24 protein-coding genes are annotated in these 25,402 nt (G+C 41.2%); 4 read left to right on the forward strand and 20 right to left on the reverse strand.

The window, feature by feature from the left end; genetic code table 11:
- Positions 1-12 precede the first annotated feature (12 nt).
- Both F602_RS0108980 and F602_RS0108985 read left to right on the forward strand, forming a co-directional pair.
- Positions 13-1,038, forward strand: a complete 1,026-nt coding sequence (locus F602_RS0108980) for a FecCD family ABC transporter permease (protein WP_018167644.1) — start codon at positions 13-15, stop codon at positions 1,036-1,038.
- A complete protein-coding gene (locus F602_RS0108985; RefSeq protein WP_018167645.1) occupies positions 1,035-2,042 on the forward strand; it encodes a FecCD family ABC transporter permease in 1,008 nt (335 codons plus the stop codon). Before F602_RS0108980 ends, F602_RS0108985 begins: the two co-directional genes overlap by 4 nt.
- Positions 2,043-2,067: 25 nt before the next feature.
- On the opposite strand, the gene F602_RS0108990 is transcribed toward F602_RS0108985, so the two are convergent.
- The gene (locus F602_RS0108990; RefSeq protein ID WP_018167646.1) at positions 2,068-2,787 is read right to left on the reverse strand and encodes a pseudouridine synthase; all 720 of its coding nucleotides are present in this window, start codon (positions 2,785-2,787) and stop codon (positions 2,068-2,070) included.
- Between the two features lie 63 nt (positions 2,788-2,850).
- Positions 2,851-3,552, reverse strand: a complete 702-nt coding sequence (gene nagB, locus F602_RS0108995) for a glucosamine-6-phosphate deaminase (RefSeq protein ID WP_018167647.1) — start codon at positions 3,550-3,552, stop codon at positions 2,851-2,853.
- A gap of 284 nt (positions 3,553-3,836) precedes the next feature.
- Between nagB and queA the strand changes: the two genes are divergently transcribed.
- Positions 3,837-4,865 (forward strand): tRNA preQ1(34) S-adenosylmethionine ribosyltransferase-isomerase QueA, encoded by a 1,029-nt coding sequence (gene queA / locus F602_RS0109005; protein ID WP_018167649.1) that lies wholly within the window; start codon positions 3,837-3,839, stop codon positions 4,863-4,865.
- A gap of 11 nt (positions 4,866-4,876) precedes the next feature.
- Positions 4,877-5,350 (forward strand): arginine repressor, encoded by a 474-nt coding sequence (locus F602_RS0109010; RefSeq protein WP_018167650.1) that lies wholly within the window; start codon positions 4,877-4,879, stop codon positions 5,348-5,350.
- A 134-nt stretch (positions 5,351-5,484) separates the two neighbouring features.
- On the opposite strand, the gene F602_RS0109015 is transcribed toward F602_RS0109010, so the two are convergent.
- The 18 genes from F602_RS0109015 to F602_RS0109105 all read right to left on the reverse strand — a co-directional run bounded on the left by F602_RS0109015 (position 5,485) and on the right by F602_RS0109105 (position 25,321).
- The gene (locus F602_RS0109015; protein ID WP_018167651.1) at positions 5,485-6,435 is read right to left on the reverse strand and encodes a sensor histidine kinase; all 951 of its coding nucleotides are present in this window, start codon (positions 6,433-6,435) and stop codon (positions 5,485-5,487) included.
- On the reverse strand, positions 6,432-7,094 hold the full coding sequence (locus F602_RS0109020) for a response regulator transcription factor (RefSeq protein WP_018167652.1): 663 nt from the start codon (positions 7,092-7,094) through the stop codon (positions 6,432-6,434). The genes F602_RS0109015 and F602_RS0109020 overlap by 4 nt, the downstream gene beginning before the upstream one ends.
- Positions 7,095-7,172: 78 nt before the next feature.
- Entirely contained in the window at positions 7,173-9,137 is a 1,965-nt protein-coding gene (locus F602_RS0109025) for an ABC transporter permease (RefSeq protein ID WP_018167653.1), read from the reverse strand.
- Position 9,138: 1 nt separating this feature from the next.
- The gene (locus F602_RS0109030; protein WP_018167654.1) at positions 9,139-9,891 is read right to left on the reverse strand and encodes an ABC transporter ATP-binding protein; all 753 of its coding nucleotides are present in this window, start codon (positions 9,889-9,891) and stop codon (positions 9,139-9,141) included.
- A 163-nt stretch (positions 9,892-10,054) separates the two neighbouring features.
- Positions 10,055-10,177 (reverse strand): hypothetical protein, encoded by a 123-nt coding sequence (locus F602_RS11170; RefSeq protein WP_018167656.1) that lies wholly within the window; start codon positions 10,175-10,177, stop codon positions 10,055-10,057.
- A gap of 257 nt (positions 10,178-10,434) precedes the next feature.
- Entirely contained in the window at positions 10,435-10,884 is a 450-nt protein-coding gene (locus tag F602_RS0109045) for a GNAT family N-acetyltransferase (RefSeq protein WP_018167657.1), read from the reverse strand.
- Positions 10,885-11,003: 119 nt separating this feature from the next.
- Positions 11,004-12,626, reverse strand: a complete 1,623-nt coding sequence (locus F602_RS0109050) for a C69 family dipeptidase (protein ID WP_018167658.1) — start codon at positions 12,624-12,626, stop codon at positions 11,004-11,006.
- Between the two features lie 84 nt (positions 12,627-12,710).
- Complete coding sequence (locus F602_RS0109055) at positions 12,711-14,054, reverse strand: dipeptidase (protein ID WP_018167659.1); 1,344 nt, start codon at positions 14,052-14,054, stop codon at positions 12,711-12,713.
- Between the two features lie 44 nt (positions 14,055-14,098).
- Entirely contained in the window at positions 14,099-15,601 is a 1,503-nt protein-coding gene (locus tag F602_RS0109060; protein ID WP_018167660.1) for a YfcC family protein, read from the reverse strand.
- A gap of 90 nt (positions 15,602-15,691) precedes the next feature.
- Positions 15,692-16,639, reverse strand: a complete 948-nt coding sequence (gene arcC, locus F602_RS0109065) for a carbamate kinase (protein ID WP_018167661.1) — start codon at positions 16,637-16,639, stop codon at positions 15,692-15,694.
- Between the two features lie 146 nt (positions 16,640-16,785).
- Positions 16,786-17,799 (reverse strand): ornithine carbamoyltransferase, encoded by a 1,014-nt coding sequence (gene argF, locus F602_RS0109070; protein ID WP_018167662.1) that lies wholly within the window; start codon positions 17,797-17,799, stop codon positions 16,786-16,788.
- 22 nt (positions 17,800-17,821) lie between these two features.
- Complete coding sequence (arcA, locus tag F602_RS0109075; RefSeq protein WP_040840128.1) at positions 17,822-19,054, reverse strand: arginine deiminase; 1,233 nt, start codon at positions 19,052-19,054, stop codon at positions 17,822-17,824.
- A 244-nt stretch (positions 19,055-19,298) separates the two neighbouring features.
- Positions 19,299-19,994, reverse strand: a complete 696-nt coding sequence (locus F602_RS0109080) for a Crp/Fnr family transcriptional regulator (RefSeq protein ID WP_018167664.1) — start codon at positions 19,992-19,994, stop codon at positions 19,299-19,301.
- A gap of 128 nt (positions 19,995-20,122) precedes the next feature.
- On the reverse strand, positions 20,123-20,809 hold the full coding sequence (locus F602_RS0109085; RefSeq protein ID WP_018167665.1) for a hypothetical protein: 687 nt from the start codon (positions 20,807-20,809) through the stop codon (positions 20,123-20,125).
- 141 nt (positions 20,810-20,950) lie between these two features.
- A complete protein-coding gene (locus F602_RS0109090; RefSeq protein WP_245537571.1) occupies positions 20,951-22,054 on the reverse strand; it encodes a serine hydrolase in 1,104 nt (367 codons plus the stop codon).
- 130 nt (positions 22,055-22,184) lie between these two features.
- Entirely contained in the window at positions 22,185-22,790 is a 606-nt protein-coding gene (sodA, locus tag F602_RS0109095; RefSeq protein ID WP_018167667.1) for a superoxide dismutase SodA, read from the reverse strand.
- Positions 22,791-22,860: 70 nt separating this feature from the next.
- Positions 22,861-23,895 carry a DNA polymerase III subunit delta gene (gene holA / locus F602_RS0109100; protein ID WP_018167668.1) on the reverse strand — a complete coding sequence of 345 codons (1,035 nt, stop codon included), beginning with the start codon at positions 23,893-23,895 and terminating at the stop codon, positions 22,861-22,863.
- Between the two features lie 61 nt (positions 23,896-23,956).
- The gene (locus F602_RS0109105; protein WP_018167669.1) at positions 23,957-25,321 is read right to left on the reverse strand and encodes a serine hydrolase; all 1,365 of its coding nucleotides are present in this window, start codon (positions 25,319-25,321) and stop codon (positions 23,957-23,959) included.
- Positions 25,322-25,402: the final 81 nt, after the last annotated feature.

Here is a 25,402-nt window from a genome sequence, read left to right on the forward strand (position 1 = left end):
GGAAATAAACACATGAACCAAGAAGAACTTCTTCTTTATCGATTAACGAAGCCAAAGAAAATTTGGCTTGTTTTTTTAACCATCGCCTCATTCTTTCTGCTGGGCTGCTACTTGGGCCTGCGGTTTGGTGCTGTCTCTTATAGCCATGAACAACTCATGACTGTACTTCAGCACCCATTGAGAGATTCTGCGGTCCAAGATGTTATCTTCGATCTTCGTTTTCCTAGAATAATAGCTGCCATCATGATTGGAGCTTCTATGGCCCAAGCTGGGGCTATGATGCAAGGTATCACGCGCAATGCTATTGCTGATCCTGGCTTGCTAGGTATCAATGCGGGAGCAGGTCTGGCTCTCATCTTGGCTTATGCCACTGTGGGAAATTTGCATTACAGTCAGATTTTGTTGATCTGTCTACTCGGCTCTTTTCTATCAGCTATTCTCGTTTTTGGTCTCTCATACCAATCTCAAAAGGGCTATCATCAGCTGCGTTTAATCCTATCTGGTGCTATGGTTGCTACCCTTTTTTCAGCCATTGGTCAGGCTATAACCATCTACTTTGACCTATCGACTACAGTCATCGGCTGGCAGGCGGGAGGACTAGTACAAGTCAACTGGAAAATGATAACTATTATTTCTCCTTTTATCATACTAGGTCTCATTTTAGCCCAAATATTTGCTCATCAGTTGACCATTCTCAATCTCAATGAAACAGTGGCAAAGAACTTGGGACAAAGAACCCTGTTGATGACGCTAGTTTTGCTAGGAATTGTTCTTTTACAATCAGCTGCGGCAGTAGCCTTAGTAGGATCGCTTTCATTTGTCGGTCTGATTATCCCTCACTTTATTCGTATGTTTATTGGAAAAAACTATCGGCTACTTCTCCCTCTAACAGCTTTTGCAGGAGCTAGCTTCCTTCTCTGGGTAGACTTGATTTGTCGGATTATCAATCCACCGGTAGAAACTCCTATCAGTGCCATCATCAGTATCATTGGTCTACCCTGCTTCCTCTGGCTCATCCGAAAGGGGGAACACATATGATGAAGAAGAAGCATTTCCTAGGTATCTTCTCTTTTCTGATTATTCTACTCTTAGTTGGTGGGACACTTTCTCTATCTACTGGTTATTCTCATTCCTCTTTTTTAGATATTCTAGATATGGTAGCAGGACGTTCGAATCAATCTACTTTATTCATTGTCAGTCAGATTCGTTTGCCACGTATTTTAGCGACAGTTGTTGGTGGGGCTTCTCTAGCTCTAGCTGGCTTTCTCTTACAAACTCTGACGCGCAATCCTCTAGCAGATTCAGGCATCTTGGGGATCAATACTGGTGCTGGATTGGCAGTGGCCATTCTAGTTGGCTTATCTAATCATATCCATCCTACTCTCTTGGCCTTTATGCCCCTCTTTGCTATGCTGGGTGGAGCTTTGACCACTTTAATAGTTTACCTCATTGCAAAAAAGAAGCATTATGGTATCCACCCAACCCGATTGATTATCACAGGCGTAGGGATTTCCAGTATGCTTGCTGGAATCATGGTCAGTATCATCAGTCGCTTGAACGACTTCAAAATGGAGTATATAGTACAGTGGCTCAGTGGTAGGGTCAATGGTGGTGACTGGACAACTTTAGCTATCTATGCTCCTCTTCTGGTTTTGATTTGGGTACTTTCGTTTAGTCGCAGTCGTGCTCTCAATATCATGAATCTAAATGACCAAACAGCCATGGCTCTTGGACTTCAGCTACAAAAGGAGCGAATGATTGTCCTAATGTTGGCGACTGCTCTTGCAGCATTGAGTGTCGTCTTAGTTGGAAACATCACTTTTGTCGGTCTGATTGCAGGGCATATCACTCGTCATTGGTTAGGTAATGACCACCGAATTAGTCTCCCAGCTAGTATGCTAATTGGTAGTAGCCTCCTACTCTTAGCAGATACTATCGGTCGTGTACTCCTAGTAGGAACTGGGATCCCAACCGGTATTATCGTCTCCCTTATCGGAGCTCCCTACTTCCTCTATCTTTTGAAACAAACACAGCCCAGTTGAGTACCAACTGGGCTCTTTCTATCTCCTAATCAAAATACGTCATCAAAATCGGAATCTCATCATCTGTTAGCTCCCGATAAGTTCCTGATGATAGAGAATCTTCTAAGATAAAGCCTCCAAATGAGATTCGTTTGAGATACGTAACCTTGACTCCGTAGGCTAAAAACATCTTTTTAACCTGATGAAACTTCCCTTCTGAAATAGTGATGCGTGCCTTACTATGACCTTTTTGACGCGAGAGAACTTCCAGCTGGGCAGGTTTGCAAGTCGTTCCATCTAAAAAAGTCACTCCTTGTTGAAAAAAGTCTGGTGCATCAGAATCTAAAACATCATTCACCTCTACGTAGTAGACTTTGTTCACATGATGCTTAGGATGCAACATACGAAATCCAAGTGGTCCATTATTAGTCAGGAGGAGTAGTCCCTCGGTATCTCGGTCCAATCGTCCGATAGGATACACACCAGCAACTCTATCTGTTTCTTGCAACAGATCCAAAACCGTCTGATGCTGATGATCAACACAAGCAGATAGAACACCAGCTGGTTTATTAAGAATAAAATACCGTTCCTTTTCTGTCCGCAACCTCTCTCCTGCTACTCGAATATCCTGTAGATGGCTATCAATAATTAAGCCCGGCTTTGTGACAGTTTGCCCATCAACTGTGATTTGTTTGCTTCGCAATAAGCGTCTCACTTGTTTGCGACTGGCCAAGCCAGTACTGATGATTGCATTATCTAGTCTCATGTCTTTATTGTATCATAAAAAGAAAAAGAACCCCGAGGCAATCAGGGTTCAAAGGAGGGGAGGTTATAGTTTTGAAGCAGCAGCTTCATCAGCGATAACGATAACATCAGCATGCTGTTGCAATACGCTAGCTGGCAGTTCTTCTGTAATAGGACCATTGACCATCTGGGCTATTGCATCGGACTTCTCCTCTCCAAAAGCCAACAAGAGAATGGTTTTGGAGTTCATGATAGAAGCAATCCCCATGGAAATAGCTTGTTTTGGCACATCATCAATAGTATCAAAGAAGCGACTATTGGCTTGAATGGTATCCTGAGCCAAGTCTACAACATGAGTAGTAATATCAAAGGATGTTCCTGGCTCGTTAAAGCCAATATGACCATTGCGACCAATCCCCAAAATCTGCAGGTCAACAGGATGGCTATCAATAACTGCGTCATAGCGTTTGATCTCTTCCTGCAAATCCTCCGCTAAACCATTTGGCAAAAAACTCTGCTTGAAAGGCTTGGCATTAAATAAATGCTCTCTCATAAAATAATCATAGCTCTGCTCATTTTCCACCGGTAAACCCACATATTCATCCAGATTTACGCTGGTTACATCGGAAAAATCAAGATTACTCTTGACAATCTCTTGGTAGAGTGGAATAGGGGTGCTACCAGTAGCTAGACCAAGAACCTTGGCACCAGCTGCCAGCTTTTCTGACAGAATTTCAAAGGCTACTTTTCCACCCGCTTGGGCATCTTTTACAGTTATGATTTTCATATTGTTGTCCTCCTAGAGTTGTCATATTCATTATATGGTATATACCAATTTTTGTCAACCCCTTTCCCCTAATGCCAAGAAAAAGTATGGTATAATAAAAGCATGTTGTACCAATTATTGATTCTGTTTTTTATCGGTTTTGGACTGTGTCTGAGTGCCTACTTTCTCCGCAGTCAAAAAGGCCTCAAGTACACCCTGACCCTTATCGGAGGTCTTCTTATGGCCACTCCCTTTGCTCTACTCATTTACTTTTTATTTATTATTTTTTCTCACTAAGGACAACTATGAATACTACAGATTTTGACTTTGATTTACCTGAAGAGCTGATTGCTCAAACCCCTTTGGAAGTACGTGATTCCTCCCGCCTACTCATCTTGGACAAAAAACAAAAGACTCTGACAGACAGCCATTTCGATGCTATCTTGGACCAGCTAAAGCCCGGTGATGCACTGGTCATGAATAACACCCGAGTATTACCTGCTCGTCTCTATGGCGAAAAACCAGACACACATGGACATGTAGAATTGCTTCTGTTGAAAAATACCCAAGCTGATCAGTGGGAAGTCTTAGCCAAACCTGCTAAGCGCCTACGTGTTGGTGCCAGGATTTCCTTTGGAGATGGTCGTCTCATGGCTACTGTTTTAGAGGAACTAGAGCATGGCGGAAGAATTGTTGAATTTAGCTATGATGGAATTTTTCTTGAAGTCTTGGAAAGTCTAGGCGAGATGCCTTTGCCACCCTACATTCATGAAAAGCTAGAGGACCGCGAGCGATACCAGACTGTCTACGCTAAAGAAAACGGCTCTGCCGCTGCTCCGACTGCCGGCCTTCATTTCACAAAAGAGTTGTTGGAGCAAATCGAAGCCAAAGGAGTTCATTTGGTTTACTTAACCCTTCATGTCGGCCTAGGAACCTTCCGCCCTGTGTCAGTAGACAATGTGGAGGAACATGAGATGCATTCTGAATATTACCAACTCAGCCAAGAAGCTGCCGATACCCTCAACCACGTCAAGAAAAATGGAGGACGAGTGGTAGCTGTCGGTACGACTTCTATCCGCACCTTAGAGACCATTGGCAATAAATTTGATGGTCAACTAGAAGCCGATAGCGGCTGGACCAATATCTTTATCAAGCCAGGTTATGAGTTCAAAGTAGTGGATGCTTTTTCTACTAACTTTCATCTACCCAAATCAACCCTCGTCATGCTTGTAGCTGCCTTTGCCGGGCGTGAATTCGTCTTAGAAGCCTACCGTCATGCTGTGGAAGAACGTTACCGCTTCTTCAGCTTTGGCGATGCCATGTTTCTTTCTTAGAAGGTTAAACTATGAATAAAATTGAAAGCCGTCACCAACTTATCCGCTCGCTGGTCATGGAAAATAAAATCCATACCCAACAAGAGCTACAGGAATTGCTCCAACTCAATGGGGTTGAAGTGACCCAGTCTACCCTGTCCCGGGATATTAAACTGCTTAATCTGGTCAAGATTAGTGAGGCTGGTACTAGCTACTATGTCATCAACAGCATCGCTCCTTCACGCTGGGAGAAACGCCTACGCTTCTACATGGAAGATGCCCTAGTCATGCTCAAGCCCGTCCAACACCAAGTCGTTCTCAAAACCCTACCTGGTCTGGCTCAGTCTTTTGGATCCATCCTAGATGCCCTAGAAATCCCACAGGTTGTCGCAACTGTCTGCGGAGACGATGTCTGCCTGATTATCTGCGAAGATAAGGAGGCAGCCCTAGACTGCTTTGAAACCCTCAAACAATTCACACCACCCTTCTTCTTTAGCAAACGGTAACATAATTTCCTATTGATGCTAGAAAAGAAGGTCATAAATGATAAAAGGCTTGGAACCACTATTTCTTAGAAACATGGTTCCAGGCCTTTTTGAATACTTGTTTGTCAAGTATTGTTCTATATAGTGAATGGCTGTCAGTCTCTTTTTTGTTTATAAATCGAAACTTGGGTCCCTTGTTCGACCTCACTGTCCACACTGATAGCCAAATCCAGCTTATCTAGGACTTGCTTGGTCATGTAAAGACCGAGACCTGTTGCTTTCTTATGTTCATGGCCATTATAGCCAGTGAAACCTTCTTCAAAGAGCCGAGGCAGATCTTCTGGTAAAATCCCGATTCCTGTATCCGAAATGGTCAATCCTTTCTCATCCAACTGAATATGGATGCTCCCCCCTTCTCTAGAATACTTGATGGCATTGTCTAAAACTTGAGATATGGCAAAAGAAAGCCATTTTTTATCGGATTTGAGTTGCCAGTCACCTGTTAGATTCACTGACAAGCCTTTAGTGAGAAAGGAGATACGATATTTCTTGACCAGTTCCGATACAATTTCCCGGACTGAGCAAAACTCAAAGCGAAAATCATCCTTCTTATCCGAAAACTTAAGATAGGTTAGTAAGGTATCTAGATAATTTTCCACACGCAGTAATTGCTGACGGACTTCCTGTCGTTCAAGTTGGTCCGTCTGGGCCATCAGTGAGAGGGCTGATAAGGGAACCTTCATCTGGTGACTCCACATCTTGACCAAGTCCTGCAAATCTTGATTCTGACTTTTTAAGTCTAATAAACGCTCTGCCTCATTGATTTGTATCTCTTCTAGAACAGAACGAAAAGCTAACTCCGAAGGTGAATTTAGACCCTCCAACTCTTCTAGTGATATAATGTCTTGCCATAGACGCATCTTTCTTCGAAAATCAAGGTAAAACCAAATAGTCGCCCCTAACAACAAGGATAGATTGAAACTCAGACTAGTCAAAAAATAAGCTGCCGGTAAATGAAAAAGGAAAAAACTGAGAAAATAGAGGGCTGACATGCAGACATAGAGCAGATACCACCTGCCATATTCTTTAAAATATGCTCCAATCATTTCAGTAAATAACCAACTCCTCTCACTGTATGAATACGATCAAAACCCAACGGTAAAATTTTCTTGCGCAGACGAGTCATATTGACATTAAGAGTGTTTTGGTCAATGAAACTCTCATTTTCCCATAATCTCTCAAGTAGCTCTTCCTTAGATACTACTTGATTATGGTGACTAAAGAGAACCATCAAAATCTTGTTTTCTGTCGGTGTTAAGGAAATTTGTTCGGACCCATTTGACAACATACCATCTCGGGTCAGAGTAAAATGATCCAACTGAAAATCGTCCTGACTAAACTGATGACTCCGGCGCAAAAAAGCGGCAATCTTAGCATCCAAAAGTGGGAGGGAAAAAGGTTTGGAAATAAAGTCATCACCTCCCATATTGAGGGCCATCACCGCATCCATCTCATCATCACTAGAAGAAATAAAAATGATAGGCACTGTCAGCTGCTTACGGATTTCTGTCGTCCAGTAAAAACCATTAAAATAAGGTAGAGTGATATCCATGAGAATAACTGCTGGCTTGAGCTCTGCCACTTCTTGGGCTACAGCCCTGAAATTGGTCACACTGACCACTTGATAAGAATGACTAAGATGATTTTTCAAGAGGTTGACGATGGTCTGGTCATCCTCCACAATATAGATTATCTCTTTTTTCATACTCTTATTTTATCAAAAAAAGTAGCGAAAATCGCTACTTGGAGTTAGAAAATAAGTATTTTATGTTCTTGGAAACTATTAGCGCTCAATCATCCGGTAATAAGCCCGGCTAGTCAAACGGTAAATGCCGTAGTACAAAATACTAATCACAACCATAGTTCCCCCTGCTACCAGATAGACAAGGTTACTACTAGATACACCAAAGAAAAGAAGCATCTGTCTTAGCATAGGAATAGCAACTAGATAATGGAGGGCTGCAATTCCCAAGGGCATAAAGAAGACCAATAATGTTTGAGAAGAGATAGTCTTTTTGACCTGTTCTTTTGACATTCCGACTTCCTGCAGAATCTTATAGGATTTTTTATCCTCCTGTCCTTCAGAATATTGCTTGTAATAGATGATGAGTGCTGCTCCGAGTAGAAAACTGAGACCTAGGAGAACACCTGTGAAGAGAAGACCACCATACATGGCATAGGCTTCTTCGAAAAAGCCCTGACGAAGTTGGACAAAACCAATCTCCATTCCCGATTCATCGCTGAGGAGGTTATTGTGGGTCACACCTAATTTTTCTTGCTCTGCCTCCGTCAAATCAATGTTGATGGTAAAACTTGTCGGAGCGAAAGTCACATGTTCACCCATCGTTTCAGAAAAAGCCATTCGCAAATCATCTGCTACTTGGGCATTAGCCACAACCAGAGCTGCTCCATTGTAGGTAATATCAATTTCAGGCATGCGAACTGACTTAAGGTTTTCGATTACCTGGAATTCTTTTCCTAGAATATTCATCCGCTTAAAATGACTGTTCCCTTTTTGCTTGTAAAAAGCGACTTGGTTGTCCTGCAACTGAGGAAGCTCGTTACCCAATCCTCGGAAATCATCTTGGGTGATGATATAGACAAAACCGGAATCAAGATTTACCGTTGGCATGGATTCCTTGGTAACAGTGATTTCATCTACTAAATCAAGTGGTAAATTGATAAGGCTAGTCGTATAGCCATACAGTTCATGATCCGCTCCTAATTGCTGGTGCAGATAGTCTTCAACCTGTTGACTTCCTGTAGCAAAACTTTCTGTCATCCCAGTGAGTTTTGTATTCATCGGAAAGTTTAGATCCGCATGATTTTGCGTATTTAAATAAAGAGCCGAGGTTGTTCCAATTGACACAAAAGCCATGACTGCTAAAAGAGTAATACTAGCCAAACCTGTAGCATGCTGCTTCATACGGAAAATCATCTGGGATGTCGTTATAAAATGCTTGGGCTGGTAAAAATAATTCTTATTGGAACGTCGTTTCTTCAAATACCAAGCTATAAAGCTAACGTAAAAAAGATAGGTCCCCATAATCACTAGTAAAACAGCGATAAAGAAATAAAGGAGCACTGTGATAGCGGATAAATCTTTTGAATAGATAGAAATGCCATAGCCTCCTCCAATAAAGATTAGACTAAGAAAAGCGAGAACGAGATTACCTCGTGGCTCTTTTTCACCTTTTTCTTGACTCCTAAAGAGACTCAAAGGTGAGGTTTTTCCAACCTGATGCAGGCCAACTAAGGCAAGCACTAGGAAAATCCCAGAAAAAATCAAAGCATTAAGGATAAAAGCTAAGGGTGATATGGTCAGAATCAACTGATCATAGTTAATGACATTGACAAAAATCAAATATAGAAAATTCGCAAAAATAGATGAAAAAGCAGAACCCAATACAATCAGGATAAGAAAGATAAGGGTTAATTCCAGAGTGGATACAAAGCCCACTTGCTGCTTATTCATCCCCAAAATATTGTAGAGACCGAACTCACGACTGCGTTGCTTGAGCAGGACCCTGTAGCTATAAATCTCCATAATCAGAGACAAGATAGCTAGTACGAACAAACCAAGGGGTAAGACCATGGCACCAGTGCTCATTCCCTCGCGCAATGGACTAAGTAAGATTAGCAAAATCGAACAAGTCAAACTATAAAGGATAAAGCTGGCGAGGACAAAAGGAGCATAATCTTTTTTGGCTGTTTTGATATTGTTCCAAGCGAGTTTGAGATAAAACATCCTATTCACCTCCCAACAAGGCACTCATGCTAAGAGAGATATCCTTACTAAACTCACCATTGGACTTATTTCCACGGTAAAGCTGGTGGAAAATCCGACCATCCTTAATAAAGAGAACACGATTGGCATGACTGGCTGCATTAGCAGAGTGAGTTACCATGAGAATCGTTTGTCCATCCAGATTGATATCCTCAAAGAGGTTAAGTAAATCTTCTGAATTTCGATAATCGAGAGCTGCAGTCGGTTCATCTGCTAGTAGGATTTGAGGGTGGGTAATCAGACTACGGGCAATGGCCACGCGCTGCTTTTGTCCACCTGACAACTCGAACGGGCGCTTATTGAGCAAGTTTTCAATCCGCAACTTCTTGGCAACACTTGTCAGTCGACTTTCCATTTCCTGATATTTTTTTCGATCCAGCACCAACGGTAAAAAGATATTGTCTCGGACATTGAGGGTATCAAGGAGATTGAAGTCCTGGAAAACAAATCCCAAGTTTTTCAGACGAAAGCTTGCTAGATCCTTTTCCTTGATCTTCGTAATGTCTTTTCCATCCAAAATGACTGAACCATTGCTGGGTTTGTCCAAGGTTGCCAAAATATTGAGAAGGGTTGTTTTACCAGAACCAGATTCTCCCATGATGGCAATAAACTCACCCTTATCTACCTTAAAATCGACATCTTGTAGGGCATTGGTCACTTCTTTTGAAAAGCGAGTGCGGTAAACTTTTTCCAAATGATTGATTTCTAATAACATGTTAAACTCCTGTTTTTATTATAACTTAAAATATGGTTTTGCCATAGTGGGTTGGCCAGACAACGCAGGTTGTTTAAGAGGTCTTCTTCCTATCCAATACCAGAACGCTAGACTAGCTATGCCACCGACAAAGAGTAAGAAGATAGTCACAAGGCTATATAGATTAAGACTTGACATGATCAAAACCTCCTTTTATAACGAGTTGTGAAAACAGATAGACGAGAACACTGATGATAGCCATTGTTCCCAAAACCAGAATGGCCAAGATACTTTTGAATACTCTCATGAACTTCCCTCCTTCTACTTTATCCAAAGTTGTCTGAATTTCTTTATACTCTTAGTATAACGAAAACATGACTTGGTAACCTTACAAGGATAAGCTGTCAACTTACAGTTTTGTAAGATAGGCAAAATACTGATTTCAACCTAAAAATTCTGTTTAACTATGACTGTTTTCCTCAACCTTTTTCTTCCCCTCCTAGGAATCATACACATCTATTTACAAAAAAACACACCCCGCAGGATGTGTTTCATTTTGTTTGATTAATCTTTTATTTCCAAAAGCATATCTTTATGTGGGATATTGTCCTCCAAATACATTTCTGATACAGGTTGGAAGCCAAAGGATTTGTAAAAATCTTCCAGATAAGTTTGACCAGATAATTGGATTCGTTTTTCTCCTTGTTCTTCCACCAAAAAGGCCAGGGAGCGGGCCATGAGTTGTTGGGCCAATCCTTGACCCCGATGGGATTTAGCCACTAAGACTCGGCCAATAGAAGCTTCTGGAAAACTAATTCCTGCAGGCAAAATCCGAGCATAGGCGACAATTTCTCCATTGTCTTGACCGAACAGATGATAAGACACCTGATCCTTATGATCCACTTCTTGATAGGGGCATTCTTGCTCCACAACAAAGATCGCTGTTCTAAGATATAAAATAGTATAAAGCTCATCTATACCTAGTTCGTTAAATGACTTGATGGTCCATTCCATACAATTCCTCCTTTGTCTATTCTTTTAATCTTAGTATAGCACAAAGCCTAGAGTGGGTAGGACACTCTAGGCAATATTCTCATTCCTACTGGTTTTGCGAAATGTGAGTCATGGGGTGATTATTGGTCAGCTTTTGATTTCTTTTGGGAATAAATAAAACCTGCTAAACCAAGGACAACGATTGCCCCCAATCCAAAAATAAGGAGGTTATTGCTGGAGGAAGTAGTTGTATCAGCTTTTTTATCATCTGATTTATCATCTGCTGATAATGCTTCTACTCTTTCTTCCAAGGAAGCTTCAATTTCTTTGAGACGAGCAAAGGTTTCTTCTGCCCGTTTCATGCTATCTTGTGTTGCTTTTTGGCTTGCTTTTTCTGGATCACTGGCAACTAAACTGATCATTTCCTCGTCCACAGTTTCTTGCTGCTTCATCCACTCAGCCTCCAAACTTTTCACTTCATCGATAACCTCTGTTCCAAATTCTTCTGGATGCTGAGCTACCATGTCATTGATATGGGAGATGACCCAGTACCAAGAATCAGGGCTATACTCTGTACTCTTATCTTGATAAGCTTTATAAGTATCTGTAATATTACCATAGTAAGGTAAATATGGAGCATTGCGTGGGCTACCCATAGCCAGCCACATAATACCTCCACCTATTTCCTTTGGTAGATTGTCTTTTAGTTGGAAGATATGAGCTTCCATGACATTCTGATTGGAGATAGGATAAGCATAGCCATCGACAGCTTTCTTACCATCTGGTTTGCCTTTTCCATCCAATTCCATTTGGTCAAGAGGTTTTAAATCCAAACCTTCAAAGCGATTCCGTTGAAGGGCCATCGCATCTGCTAGGCTATATTTTTTATCACTTGAATGCAATAGTTCATAATATTCGTCCTCATAGGTGATATCGGCATCTGGTTTGAGTGCCTTTACACCTGAGAAATAACGGGAACGATTGCCATCTGATTGAGGTGGATTATAGGATTGTGCAACGTGGAAGGCTCCATCTACTTCCTGATAGGTTCCAGCTTTTTTAGCCAAATCCATCACTCCACTAGATGCGATAACATTATTAGTATCTGTAAAATCTACATGACCTAGGTAGAAGGTATTTGGAAAAACAGCGAATTTATCTGCTGGGAACTTAATCGCTACATACTGGTGGCCAGATAGGATTTCCATATACCAGATTCCTTCCTTATCAGCTAGAATCACGATATTTCCTTCTGCCGAACCTTTTTCAGTTACGATTTTTCCTAGTAAATCAACTCCCTCACGCGCTGTTTTTGCATTTTGCAAGACAACGCTAGTCATTGAAGACTCTGCTAGTCCATTTTCAACATAAGGGTCTAGTTCCAAAATCTTATCATTGGCAGTAGCTGAAACGGTAGCTGAAATAGATAGTCCATGCTCATTGAAACCAGCCTCATCGTATACACCGTACTCAGGTGTCACATCTGGAACAGCTGTATATTTGTGAGAAGTTGCTGGAAGGGGATATTCAAATCCATTTGACTGATCCTTCCATGTTGCACCTTCTGGATTGTCAGTCCGAGGGTAGACAACAAAGGTTTTATTATGATCTGGTTCCAAATCTTCTGTACGTCCATAAAGCCAGGAACCATCCTGAGTCAAGTCTTTCCCAATGATGAAGCCTGTACAAGCCATGACAGTTGGCTCAAGAACAAATAGACTGGCACACATCAATAGAAAAAGTGCTAAACATTTTTTTCTCATATAGATCCTCCTATTTGTGATAATAGTTTAAAAAGCCTCTATCAGCCTGAGATTCTTTCAGTCCGATAACAGGCTTGCATTTAGTTATTCTACAACTGCTAAACGATAGAGAGCCTCTGCATAAATGTCCATAGCCTTGTAAAGATCATCTAGGGAAATCCGTTCGTTTTCCTGATGCTCAGTTTGGAGAGAGCCTGGGAAGCAAGCACCAAAGGCTACACAGTTGGGCATGGTTCTAGCAAAGGTGGCACCACCTGATGATTTAGCTGGAGTCATATCCCCAGTTTTGTCTTGATAAACACTCATCAAGGTTGAAACCAACTCACTATCTAGTGGAACATAAAGGGAAGCTAAGTAGTCAAATTCTTCATAATGGAGATGATAAGCTTCTGCTTTCTTGGACAGCTGTTGCACCAGTTCTTCTTTGTTGGCTAAAACTGGAATCCGAATATCTAACCGAATTTCAGAAAAATCTTGGTTGAGAGTCAGACCGGCAATATTGAAGCTCAAATCACCTGAAGGTTCGTCTGTGATAGGACCAAAAAGACTAGAGCCCGTCGCATCTTCTCCCACAACATCTGCAATAAAGCGTAGGGTTGGATGATCAGAGTATTTTCTCAAAGCCTTGGTTAAACGGACAATAGCATTGACACCTTTAGCAGCATCCTTTGCATGGCGAGAAAGCCCTAATACTGTCAAGGAATCATCTGCTAATTCGTAATCAAAGCCAAGCTTCTCAAGCTCCACTTGTATATCTGCCAAAAGTGGCCCTTGGTAGCTAGCCTTGGCAGGAACGACATTGTAAGCCTGACCTGCTTCTAGTTTTAGCTCCTTATCACCTATTCCAATAAGTTTGGCTTGCAAAAGACCTTTTTCTGCATAAGTCAATGGAAAACTTGAATCAGGCGCAAATCCCATGTCCGCTACTTCTTCTAGTTGATTGTAGCGACCCATGCAACGCCAGAGTGTTTCTTCATCCGTTCCAAAAATGAAACGCACCCTTTTACGGAGACTTAGACCAGCATCAAGTAAAGCTTTGAGGGCAAAGAGCGCCATCATAGAAGGCCCTTTATCATCCTGAACTCCTCGGCCATGTAAGTGTCCATCCTTGATAACTGCTTCAAAGGGAGGGGTCTCCCAGTTGGCCAAATCACCAGCTGGGACCACATCCAAATGACAGAGAACAGCTAGCAATCTCTCTCCCTGACCAATTTCTGCGTATCCATAGTAACCTTCTGGATCCAAATAAGTTGAAAAACCAAGTTTTTCTGTCAATTTTAAAGTATGTTCCAGAACATCTTGAATAGCTTGTCCAAAAGGGGTCACCCCCTGATTTTCATTCAATACAGAAGGAAAGGAGACCAACTCTTGAATGGCTGCCACACAATCCCTTTTGTGTTCCTCTGTGATAAATGTTTTTACCATCATCGTTTCTCCTTTTCAAAAAGGAATCACTTCTTTACAGCTATTTCTTAGAAGAATGTTGCAATGACCAAGATAGCAATAGAAGCAAGCAGAATGCCTACAATCAATTTACCTACAAACTTGTACCAAGTACCAATCTCAACACGACCAAGTGCCAAAGCACCCATAACAATACCTGATGTTGGAGCTACCAAGTTCAAGAGACCAGACGCTGCTTGAAAGGCTGTGATAACCAAGCTAGCTGGTACGTTAACAAATTCGCCAAGAGGAGCCATGATACCCATAGATGCTCCAGCAAGTCCTGAGGTTGATGGGATCAAGAAGGACATTGGCAAGTAGAAGAGATAGGTTAATACGATAAATACTTGAGAAGAGAGACCTTTCAATCCTTCTTCACCCATATGAAGAATGGTTGCTGTAATCATACCATCATTCATGATAACTTGAATACCACGCGCAATAGCACAAATCAACGCTACGCTAAAGATATCAGCTGCACCAAACATGAAGGATTTCACTAGACGCTCTTCGCTCATGCCATATACCAAGCCGATTACAATCGCTGCAATACCAAAGAGCATCGCACCTTCTGGGAAGTACCAAGTACCTAGTGCAGCAGTAGATGAACCAATAATATTTCCTACAACTGGAATACCCAAGATAGCTTCGTTAAACTGGGCGAATACTGTAATACCTAAGTCTTCCCATGGAATGAAACTACAAATCATGAGAACAAAGGTTAACACAAAGACCCAAAGGACACGTTTTTGTGCTGGTGACAATTCTGCTTTTACTTCCTGAGTTGCAGCTACATTAAAGTGCTCCATATCCGCTTCACGTTGTTTGTATACCAAGGATTTAGTTGGATCTTTTTTAACTTTTTCAGCATAGCTAGCGACATAGGCCATTCCCATTGCTAATATTACAACAAAGAAGACCAAGCGCCAAACCATACCATCTGCCACACTGACACCAGCCGCATCAGAAGCCACTACTGTCGCAAATGGGTTTACTGTTGAAGCCAAACATCCGATTTGAGAACCAAGCAAGATAATAGCTACACCAGTAATACTGTCATATCCCACTGCCATCATAACAGGTACAATGAGTGGGAAGAAAGCCATGGTTTCCTCACCCATACCATAGGTAGAACCACCTAGGGCAAAGAGGAACATGAGGACATAAATCAACCATTTTTCACGACCCTTGAATCTTTTTACGATAGAAGCAATTCCTACATCAAGTGCACCTGTTTCATTTACAACGCCCAAGAAGGCACCAACCATGATGATAAAGAATGCCACACTAATCGCTGCATCTGTCGCACCATGACCTAGCATCGCACGGACTGGCGCCATAAAGACATCGTAGATACCTTGTGGGTTTTGTGATACTTTTTCATAAGTACCAGCTATTAAATTCCCAGCATCATCAACTTGGTATTGTCCAGCTGGGATAACCCATGTCATCACTGCCATAAAGGCAATAATAAGCATCAATATAGTATAAGACGAAGGCAATTTAAAGCCTTTTTTTGTTTTTTGGTCCATAATAAAACCTCCTAAATGTATTGTTGTTTCTATTTCCTACCACAGAAACAAACTTTTCTCCGAAAATAAATAATAGTGAAGCGAAAGCTCTTACTCTTTTACAATAATTGTTCCGCTATTGGATTCAATCAAGGCACCCAAATTTTCAAGCGATGTAATAACTGCCTGTGAGTCTGACTTGTGGTTGACAAAGGCCATCGCAGCCTCAACTTTTGGTAACATAGAGCCTGGAGCAAATTGATTCTGCTGAATATAGTCTTTCAATTCAGACACTGTGACGGTTTCCAACTTCTGTTGATTTGGCTTATTATAATTGATGTAAACATAGTCTACACCTGTCAAGACGATAAAGAGATCAGCATCCACCAACTCAGCTAGAGTTTGAGAAGCGAAATCTTTGTCGATCACAGCTTCCACACCTGTCAAGGTACCATCTGCTTCTTGGAAAACAGGGATACCACCGCCTCCAGCCGCTACTACGATAGTACCGGAATGAAGAAGATTGCGGATAGTACCTATTTCCTTGATACCAATTGGTTTTGGAGAAGCAACTACCTTACGCCAGCCACGGCCAGCATCTTCTTTAAAGGTCGCTCCTGTTTTTTCACTTTCAATCTTAGCTTCTTCTTCTGTATAAAATGGACCGATTGGCTTGCTGAGGTTTTCAAAGGCTGCATCGTCCTTATCCACGATAACTTGAGTTACGAGAGAAGCGACTTCCTTATCAATTCCCTCTTTTACCAATTCATTTTCGAGAGCATTTTTCAACCAGAAGCCGATAGAGCCTTCTGTCATAGCTACGAGTGAGTCCAATGGAAAGGCTGGATTTTTTTCAGAATCCGCAGCCAAATTTTGCAAGAGCAAGTTACCAACCTGTGGACCATTACCATGGGTGATAATCAAATCATCTCCATTTTTAATCAGTTTGACCAGATGCTTGGCTGTTTCTACCAAGGCTGCCTTTTGGGCTTTTGCGGATGGATCCGAGGAGAGGATGGCATTGCCACCCAAAGCTACTACAATTTTACGATTGGACATACTTCCTACCTTCTTTTTCTATCTTTTTTTCTCATTCTATCTTTACTCAAAAAATGGAGGGCCGGCCAAGTGTTTTGGCTCAGCCCTCACAAACTTATAAAAGGAGCGAATATCGAACTCAAAGAAATAGTATCTTTTCAAAGAGTTTAAACTTTTGGAATAAAGAGATTGCCTAATGTCGCTGCCATGACAGCTTTGATGGTGTGCATGCGGTTTTCAGCTTGGTCAAAGTGACGAGCATACTTACTGCGGAATACTTCGTCTGTTACTTCCATTTCTTCAACACCAAATTTTTCTGCAACATCTTTACCATAAACTGTATTGGTATCATGGAAGGCAGGCAAGCAGTGAAGGAAAATCAAGTTGTCATTTCCAGCTTTCTTAACCAAATCCATATTGACTTGGAATGGTGTCAGCATTTTCACACGTTCTTCAAATTTATCTTCTTCTCCCATCGATACCCAAACGTCTGTGTAAAGTACATCTGCGCCTTTCACAGCTTCATCAGCATTGTCAGTGATGAGGACATGAGCACCTGATTCTTTAGCATAGCCTTCAGCCAAAGCTACAATATCATCTGCTGGGAAGAGTTCTTTTGGTGAGAAGATATGAACATTGACACCCAAGATTGCACCTGTAACTAAGAGTGAGTTGGCTACGTTATTGCGACCATCACCACAGTAGACAAGAGTTAATCCTTCTAACTTACCAAAGTTTTCCTTGACAGTCAGATAGTCTGCTAGCATTTGAGTTGGATGCCATTCATCAGTCAAGCCATTCCACACAGGTACACCTGAATGTTCTGCCAATTCTTCTACCATGCGTTGGCTAAAACCACGAAACTCAATTCCATCAAACATGCGACCCAACACTTTTGCAGTATCTTCGGTAGATTCTTTCTTACCAAGCTGAATATCGTTAGCTCCAAGGTATTCTGGATGAGCTCCCAAATCAATCGCAGCAGTTGTGAAAGCAGCCCGTGTTCTGGTTGATGTTTTTTCAAAAAGAAGAGCGATATTTTTGCCTTCTAAGTAGTGGTGAGGAACACCACGTTTTTTCAAATCTTTCAAATGAGCTGAAAAATCAATCAGGTATTCTAATTCAGCTCGGCTAAAATCTTTTTCTGCAAGAAAACTACGTCCCTGAAATACTTGTGTCATTATTTTCTCCTCTTTCTTTTTCTTAAATTTCTTCACGCTCAAACGGCATGGACATGCAACGTGGTCCACCACGGCCACGAACCAATTCACTACCATCAATCTTAATCAAACGCAATCCTTTGGATTCCAAAATAGCGTTCGTGATGGTATTTCGTTTGTAAACAACTACCACACCAGGTGAGATAGTCAAGGTGTTGGAACCGTCATTCCACTGCTCCCGACCAGAAGCAACAATATTGTCACCACCGCATCGGATAAGCTCAACTTTTTCCAAACCGAGGTTAGCTGCCAATAGCTCTGCTAAATCACCAAGTTCTTCCACAATGCGCAATTCTTGATTTTCATAGGTCACTGAGAAGACACGCAGACCACTTTCAATTTCTGGATGAATAGTGAATTTGTCATAATCCACCATGGTAAAGACAGTGTCTAGGTGCATGAATTTACGATTGTTTGCAAATTCGAAAGCCAAAACTTTTTTGAAACCGATATTTTTTTCGAAAATATTGACCAAAAGCTTTTCAATAGACGCTGCATCTGTCCGTTGAGAAATTCCTACAGCCAACACATCTTTTGACAAAATCAGCTCATCACCACCTTCAATGCGAGTGGTTTCATCACGATCATAGACCAAAGGAACTTTGCCAGCATAGTCTGGATGGTATTTAAAGATATATTTGCCATAGATTGTTTCGCGGTTACGGGTTTCTGCATACATCCGGTTGAGGGAAACTGCATTTCCGACGGTAGCAAATGGATCTCGTGTAAAGTAGAGATTCGGCATTGGATCAATGGCGAATGGATAACTGGATTCCACCAAGTCTGTCAAACCTTTTTCCTGCTCTGAAATTGCTGGAATTTCACTCTTTTGTACACCAGCCATTGTTTTCTCAATCATTTCTTGATTGTCTTCGATTTCTAACAAGAGCTTACGAATAGCTTTCTTGGTTGCACGACCACGAATATTTGCTTCTGATAGATATTCATCAACGAAAGCTTCTCGAATTTCAGGAGTGGTGAGGGATTCAGCTGCTAGTTTCTCTAAGTACAGTACTTCAACTCCTTCATCACGTAAAGCCTGAGCAAAAGCATCATGCTCTCTTTGTGCTTCTTCCAAAAATGGAATGTCATCAAACAAGAGACGTTCAAGATAGTCAGGCATCAAGTTTTCAATTTCTTTGCCCGGACGATGCAGCATAACTTTTTTTAGTTTGCCGATTTCTGAAAAGACTTGAATTGGATGTTGTGACATCACAATACCTCCTTAATTTTTCTTTGGAGTAGGAAACCTACCTCTTATTCTTGAACTTAGTATATCATTCTATGAAATCCCTTTCATGAAAAAATCGACATCTGTTATGCCAAAAATTTCACATTTTACACCCGAGAAATAAATATTTATTGATATTTAAGCGCTTTCTATAAATATTTTGTAGGTTATAGCCATTTTACGAATAAATATTTTTTTATTATTTTAGTAAAAAAATTTTAAAAGACCCTCAGTGGGCCTCTGTTAGATTTTCTAAGAAAAAGTCGATATCCAAAAAGGTCAATTTTTTATGAGAATAGTTAATCCGCTTATCCTGTCTTAACTTTTTAAGGACATGACTTGTTGTCTCTCTGGTTGTTGCTGCCAGACGAGAAATCTCCTGAATATGAATACAAAAAGGAATAGCCGTCAGTTGATCTTGTTGGCACAAATCCCAGTAAAGGAGAGCCAAGACTTGGACTACTCGCTCACTGGCAGAAGAAATCATCGCATTGCGCAGTCGAAGCTCCTGAAATTTTAAAATTCGTGTCAATTTTTGATTCAGAAAAAGCATCTGGTTACTATTTTTTTTAGAGAGCGATTCGTACAGATCCATAGGAACCATGATATAGGAAAGATCTGTCACTGCTATAGCCGAATAATGATAGAGAGGATCGACAAACATCCCCCCAAAAGGAAAGGCCGTTCCTTCTCGAATATAATCTAAATAGGAATAGGTATCTGTTTGGTCAAATTGCTCAATCCTAGCATACCCCTTTTGCAGAACAAAGAGATATTCCCTGCGATCGCCAGCAAAGAAAAAGAGCTGATCCTTGGGAATTTTCCGAAAACGAGCCGCTTGTGCCAATTGGTCGAACTGCTCAATCGTAAATTGGCAAAAGGCAGACTGGTTTCTTAGAAAATAGTACTGTTCCTTGCTAATCATCACTCCTCCTCATCTCATTTCCTTTTTATATTATTATATCATACTAGTCCAAAAAGGAAAACGGTTGCTGGAACCCACAAGACTTTCCATAAAAAATGAAGAAGCCCTTCACTCCTTCATTTTATTACCTAATCCACCAACTGTTCATCCAAGGGATGCTCAATGACTTCAGCTAACTTAGGCTCCACTTCTGTTTTCCGATAAATCTTACCATCGCGGTCCGTAATCAAGATATCGTCAACATCAGAAGACTGATTCGCATCCAATGTCAGATAAAGCAACTCCTTAAAACCTGATGCAGTCAATTCATAAACAGCATTGACCATTTTACCATCATAACTAGCCTGATCCAGACGAAGGCGATTATTTTTATAGAGCGCAAGGAAGGAATCGCTGTCCTTTTTTAAAATATCCTTGGTCAAGTCAACAACCTTTCCATCAACTAGACCATAAATAGCCACATAAACAGTCAGATCACCGTCTCCTGTTGGGCTTGTTGTTCCAATCAACAGCTCATCTTGCTTGTCCTGGTTCAAATCAAGCACTTTGGAGGTCATCTGGACATTCCCCTCTCCACTATAGCGCTGAGCCATATCCAGACTAACTGGGTTGACCAGTGGAAAATCAGATTCCTTAACATCCGTCACCTGAATAGCTTTTTCATACTGCGAAACAATGTCTTGATAGGCTTTGTCCAAAGACTTGCTTTCCTGACTCTGTTCCGTAGTGGAGGACGATGACTGACTTGTCTTTGCTGGGCTACTGCAAGCCGTTAACAAGAGTAGACTAGCAATCAGATAGAGAAACATTTTCATAGGCAACCTCCTTTTTCTAAAACAATGTAAGCGCTTTTCTATATTGTAAATCAATGCTCCATAAATCACAAGGAAAAACTGTTTTAGACTAAAAAAATTCCCAGCAAGAACTGGGAAATGGATATTCGATATTTGCCATAGCTAGGCCAAGCCATTTTCATTGACTCGATGCCACTGATTAATGACATAGGTCAAGCCTGTTAGCTGCATATAACCATAACCATTGACCTCATTACTATACTCGGTTGAACCGCCCAGATAGCGGGTATAAAGAGCAATCAGATAGGGACTCTCCTCAAAGACCATAGCATCTACATTGAGAGCCTCACCGACATAGCCAGGTTTTTGCACTACACGCAGATGAGTCAGATAAGTCTCATAGTATTTCCCAGGAAACGACATGTCCATATAGTAGATGATGTCCGCATACTTTTCTTGATTGCGATAGAGATGTTCTAATACCTGGATGTAAAAATCTGTTGTGGTTTTATTGTCCTCGCTCCGAATAGTCGGAATTTCTCCCTTGGATTGACCATACTTGTCCATCATAGCAAAAGCTGCGTCTAGACCACCCAGACGCTCTGCTAAGGCATAAGCAGGTGTATTTTCTGAATAAACTAGAGAATATTCCTGCATATCAGGTATGGTCATCGCTCCACCAAATTGATTGACATAGGCATCATGTTCAAACTTATATTCATAATCTGTTTTAGTAATATCAAATCGTTCTGTCAAGGTAAATTGTCCTTCAACGACCGCATCCACTACCAGCATGTTGAGAGGCAACTTGTAGGTAGAACCAGCTGTCATCGGCTGGGTTTCATTTATAGAAAATGTGTGACCGGTAGCTGGATTTTTATAAGAAAAAGCTACTTGTGATGGGTCGATGCCAGCATCTGCTAGATAGGCTTCCACAACCTGCACTAGACTCATATGAGCATAGTCATAGGCTAAACCCATGGCTTCCATCGAAGGCCGATCGGCCTCCATTACAGCTTGTTTTGCCTCTTCCGACTTAAGGAGTTCTTTGGGAAGAGAAGGTGAGATTTCTGCCTTTTCTGGGCTAATATCGGACATCTTCTTGGCTACAGTAGACGACTTGGAAGGCTTGTCTTCCACATTTTGACTGCCATATAAGGACCTAGCTACAAAATAGACTAAAAAAGGAACTGCCAGCAGGGCAATCATTCCTAGACTATAAAGATACTGTTTATTTCTTTCTTTTTTCTTTTTTAATCTCCGCATAGTTCTATTCTATCTTATTTGTGGAAGAATTCAATGAAAATCCAAATATATTTTATTGTTGTTCGGCATTTCTGAATGATAGCCCCTTTTCTACACAGAAAAAGGCCTGACAAATCAGACCTTTCTATTTTTATTTTGCTGCTGCATAAAGCTCGTTTACCTTATTCCAGTTAATGATTTCAAAGAAGGCTTTGATGTAGTTTGGACGAACGTTGCGGTAGTTGAGATAGTAAGCGTGTTCCCATACATCTAAGGCTAAAATTGGTTTCAAACCTTGCATAAGTGGTGAATCTTGGTTAGCTGTTGAGATGACTTCCAATTGACCTTCCTTGTTGACAACCAGCCAAGCCCATCCTGAGCCAAAACGAGTCGTTGCTGCTGCTGTAAAGGCATCCTTAAAGGCTTCAAACGAACCAAATGTTGCATCGATGTCCGCTGCCAACTCAGGAGAAATTTCAGATTGTTCAGTTGAAAGCAATTCCCAGAAAAGGGCATGATTAAGGTGACCGCCACCATTGTTAATCAAGGCTTGACGAATATCAGTTGGAATTTTTTCCACATCAGCCAAGAGGCTTTCCAAGTCCTCACCAATTTCAGGGTGTTTTTCCAATGCTGCATTGGCATTTGCAACATAGGCTGCATGGTGCTTGTCATGGTGAAGTGTCATAGTCTCCGCATCAATATGTGGCTCAAGTGCATCATAAGCATATGGAAGTTCTGGTAAAATAATTGCCATTAGTAGTCCCTCTTTTCCTTTGTTTTCCTATATTCTATCTGAAAATAAAACCGATTTCAAGTTTTTTGTCTTATAGAAAACTGACCATCTTGAGCAAGGCTACATCAAAGAGATAAGCCTTGTCCATACGCCCTGTCTTGATTTGGTAATCTGTTTCAATCAGTAGTGAAACTATTTTTTTGAGATAAGAAAGAGGAAGGTTTCTCGAATCCCTTAGGGCAAACTTCACCTGATAGGGATTGACCTTTCGTCCTAGGATATCCGATAAATCAGTGACAATCTGACTTTCCGACCGTCCTTGACTGTAGAGAACTTTGACCTGTAAAAACATTCGAAACTGAGTCAAAAGGATGGCAATAAGCTTAATCTCGTCCTCGCCCTGAAGCCTCAAGTCACGCACCAAACTATTGGCTGCATCTATCTGACCAGACAAGATTAGCTTAGAGAGGTCAAAGACATTATCTTGCAAGGACTTTGGAATAGCCACTTCAACATCCTGCATCTCGATCTGACCAGATGCTTTGTATGATTTGAGAAAGGCTAGATTCTTGGTCATCTCAGAAAAGTCAAAATTCGATTTGAGCAAAAGTTCCTCATAGGCCGCATCTCCCATCTGCAATCCTTCTTGAGCTAAGACTTTCTTGAAATAAAGACGGATATCCGCTTCCTTGAGGGAATTGGTCTCCAGATTGAGTGCATCACGTTTGAGAAGTTTGACCAGTCGACGCTTGCTATCTAGCTTACCTGGAACCAAGATAATCAAGCGGGTCGTCTCACTAGGATTGGACAAATATGCTTCAAATTGCTTGAGTTCTTCATCAGTTAAATACCGTTTTTTATCTGTTGAAAGATCCGAAAAATAATCTAGAATGACAATTTTTTCATCCGCAAAAAAGGGAAGAGATACTAGATCCAAATCGACCTGAGCATAGTCTACCTCTGACATATCAAAATAGGCAAAGTTCAAATCAGCCGATTCAAAGCCAATTTGTTCTAACAAAACTTCTTTAGCTATCTGGTATTGACCAGTATCCTCGCCTGATAAGACTGTGACTAAACCCAATTGGTCCTTTTTTAGTTTTTGAATTTCTTCGATTGCTAACATAGGCCTATTATACCATGTTTGCGCAGAAAAACTGCTAGAAAATTTCTAGCAGTTGAATTTCTTATTTGCGTCTACGACGACTGCGACTGTATGTCCCGGTAGCTTCTGTTCTATGATTTACTCTTCTTTGACCACCACGGCTTAGGATGACCGCTCCAATCACCAGTACAAGAAGGACTGGCACGAGGAGGTAGATTATCATGGGAACACTTGAAAAGAAAGAAGTCTTTTTAGAATGATCAGAACCTTTAGGAATAAGGAGACCGCTAGAGTGATCGGTAGCAGTAAACCCTGTCTTGACAAGAACCCCACTCATGGGATCAATACTGCCAGCCACTTGTAAACGGTCATTGGCCACTGTCAGTTGAGGAATAATGCCATCTTTGACCATAGCATAAAGGTCTTGTTCTGTAGTCCACTTTTGCCCATCGATTTCTTGTTTGCCCGCGGGAGCTACTACTTGACGTTGATAGTTCGCAAAGGTATGCTCTAAGAGCGTATTGACAAAATAATGACGGTAGTATTCTCCATCTTGGTCTGCCCAGTTTCCTACACCCAACACAACTGTAATCAAGCGAGTATCTCCACGTTTAGCCGTTATGATTGAATTGAAACCAGCCTGAGGACTAGAACCAGTTTTGAGGCCATCTACACCTTCAATACCATACTTGCCTCCTGGCAAGGAGTAATTATAGGCTTTAAAGGTTTCTTCAAGAAGAGTTCCAGCCTTAACAGTAACCTCAGTATCTTTTGTAAATTCCAAAACTTCTGGATGTTTCTTGATGAGATGATAGGCTAAAATGGCCAAATCTTTCGCTGTTACTTCATTGCTGGCTGTTGGATCTGAACCAGCTGGTGAATAGTAACCTTCAAAGGCTCCAAATACAGCACCCGTTGCATTATAAAAATGAGTATTACTCATGCCGAGGCCCTTAGCTGTATCATTCATCAGTTGCAAGAAAGATGCAGCATCTCCATCGTGGATTAAATTAGCCAACATTAGGGTTGCAACATTGGAAGAAGGAACGAGCGTCATGGTCAAAAGCTCACTCACAGTATAGGTCTCACCAGCTACAATCTTGTTATTACTGAGGGCATAAATACCTGCGATAGCTTGATCTGTCTCTGTCGCTACTACTTCTGTATCCAGTGAAATCTTTCCTTGACTGATTGCTTCAAAGGTCAAATAGATGACCATAGTTTTGGTCGTACTAGCTGGATCCCATTTCAAGTCAATATTTTCACCCCAAAGAACCTGACCAGAATCCGCATCAATCACGATAGAAGCCTTTGGAAGCATATCTGCTGTTGCTGGATAGCCTGCTTTTTGTGCCATCGTCAACAAATCATCCTCTGCTACCACTGACCAACTACCACCAAACAAAACCAGAAGAATACTAGACAAACTTAAGAGAAACTTTTTCATTTTACCATCCTTTTAACATGATCTGTACCATTATACCATAAGATAGGGTCTTGAAAAAAGACTATTTTGTTATTTTCTAAG

This window comes from Streptococcus minor DSM 17118 (genome assembly GCF_000377005.1).
GTDB lineage: Bacteria > Bacillota > Bacilli > Lactobacillales > Streptococcaceae > Streptococcus > Streptococcus minor.

Bases quoted from the DNA above. Each gene is read 5' to 3' on its own strand.
- F602_RS0109080 (WP_018167664.1), bottom strand. From the start codon at position 19,994: ATGATTAGCAAGGAACAGTACTATTTTCTAAGAAACCAGTCTGCCTTT.
- queA (WP_018167649.1), top strand. From the start codon at position 3,837: ATGAATACTACAGATTTTGACTTTGATTTACCTGAAGAGCTGATTGCT.
- F602_RS0109105 (WP_018167669.1), bottom strand. From the start codon at position 25,321: ATGAAAAAGTTTCTCTTAAGTTTGTCTAGTATTCTTCTGGTTTTGTTT.
- F602_RS0109050 (WP_018167658.1), bottom strand. From the start codon at position 12,626: ATGAGAAAAAAATGTTTAGCACTTTTTCTATTGATGTGTGCCAGTCTA.
- F602_RS0109055 (WP_018167659.1), bottom strand. From the start codon at position 14,054: ATGATGGTAAAAACATTTATCACAGAGGAACACAAAAGGGATTGTGTG.
- F602_RS0109090 (WP_245537571.1), bottom strand. From the start codon at position 22,054: ATGCGGAGATTAAAAAAGAAAAAAGAAAGAAATAAACAGTATCTTTAT.
- F602_RS11170 (WP_018167656.1), bottom strand. From the start codon at position 10,177: ATGAGAGTATTCAAAAGTATCTTGGCCATTCTGGTTTTGGGAACAATG.
- F602_RS0108980 (WP_018167644.1), top strand. From the start codon at position 13: ATGAACCAAGAAGAACTTCTTCTTTATCGATTAACGAAGCCAAAGAAA.
- F602_RS0109020 (WP_018167652.1), bottom strand. From the start codon at position 7,094: ATGAAAAAAGAGATAATCTATATTGTGGAGGATGACCAGACCATCGTC.
- F602_RS0109010 (WP_018167650.1), top strand. From the start codon at position 4,877: ATGAATAAAATTGAAAGCCGTCACCAACTTATCCGCTCGCTGGTCATG.
- holA (WP_018167668.1), bottom strand. From the start codon at position 23,895: ATGTTAGCAATCGAAGAAATTCAAAAACTAAAAAAGGACCAATTGGGT.
- F602_RS0108985 (WP_018167645.1), top strand. From the start codon at position 1,035: ATGATGAAGAAGAAGCATTTCCTAGGTATCTTCTCTTTTCTGATTATT.
- argF (WP_018167662.1), bottom strand. From the start codon at position 17,799: ATGACACAAGTATTTCAGGGACGTAGTTTTCTTGCAGAAAAAGATTTT.
- F602_RS0109025 (WP_018167653.1), bottom strand. From the start codon at position 9,137: ATGTTTTATCTCAAACTCGCTTGGAACAATATCAAAACAGCCAAAAAA.
- F602_RS0109015 (WP_018167651.1), bottom strand. From the start codon at position 6,435: ATGATTGGAGCATATTTTAAAGAATATGGCAGGTGGTATCTGCTCTAT.
- sodA (WP_018167667.1), bottom strand. From the start codon at position 22,790: ATGGCAATTATTTTACCAGAACTTCCATATGCTTATGATGCACTTGAG.
- F602_RS0109045 (WP_018167657.1), bottom strand. From the start codon at position 10,884: ATGGAATGGACCATCAAGTCATTTAACGAACTAGGTATAGATGAGCTT.
- nagB (WP_018167647.1), bottom strand. From the start codon at position 3,552: ATGAAAATCATAACTGTAAAAGATGCCCAAGCGGGTGGAAAAGTAGCC.
- F602_RS0109085 (WP_018167665.1), bottom strand. From the start codon at position 20,809: ATGAAAATGTTTCTCTATCTGATTGCTAGTCTACTCTTGTTAACGGCT.
- arcC (WP_018167661.1), bottom strand. From the start codon at position 16,639: ATGTCCAATCGTAAAATTGTAGTAGCTTTGGGTGGCAATGCCATCCTC.
- F602_RS0108990 (WP_018167646.1), bottom strand. From the start codon at position 2,787: ATGAGACTAGATAATGCAATCATCAGTACTGGCTTGGCCAGTCGCAAA.
- F602_RS0109030 (WP_018167654.1), bottom strand. From the start codon at position 9,891: ATGTTATTAGAAATCAATCATTTGGAAAAAGTTTACCGCACTCGCTTT.
- F602_RS0109060 (WP_018167660.1), bottom strand. From the start codon at position 15,601: ATGGACCAAAAAACAAAAAAAGGCTTTAAATTGCCTTCGTCTTATACT.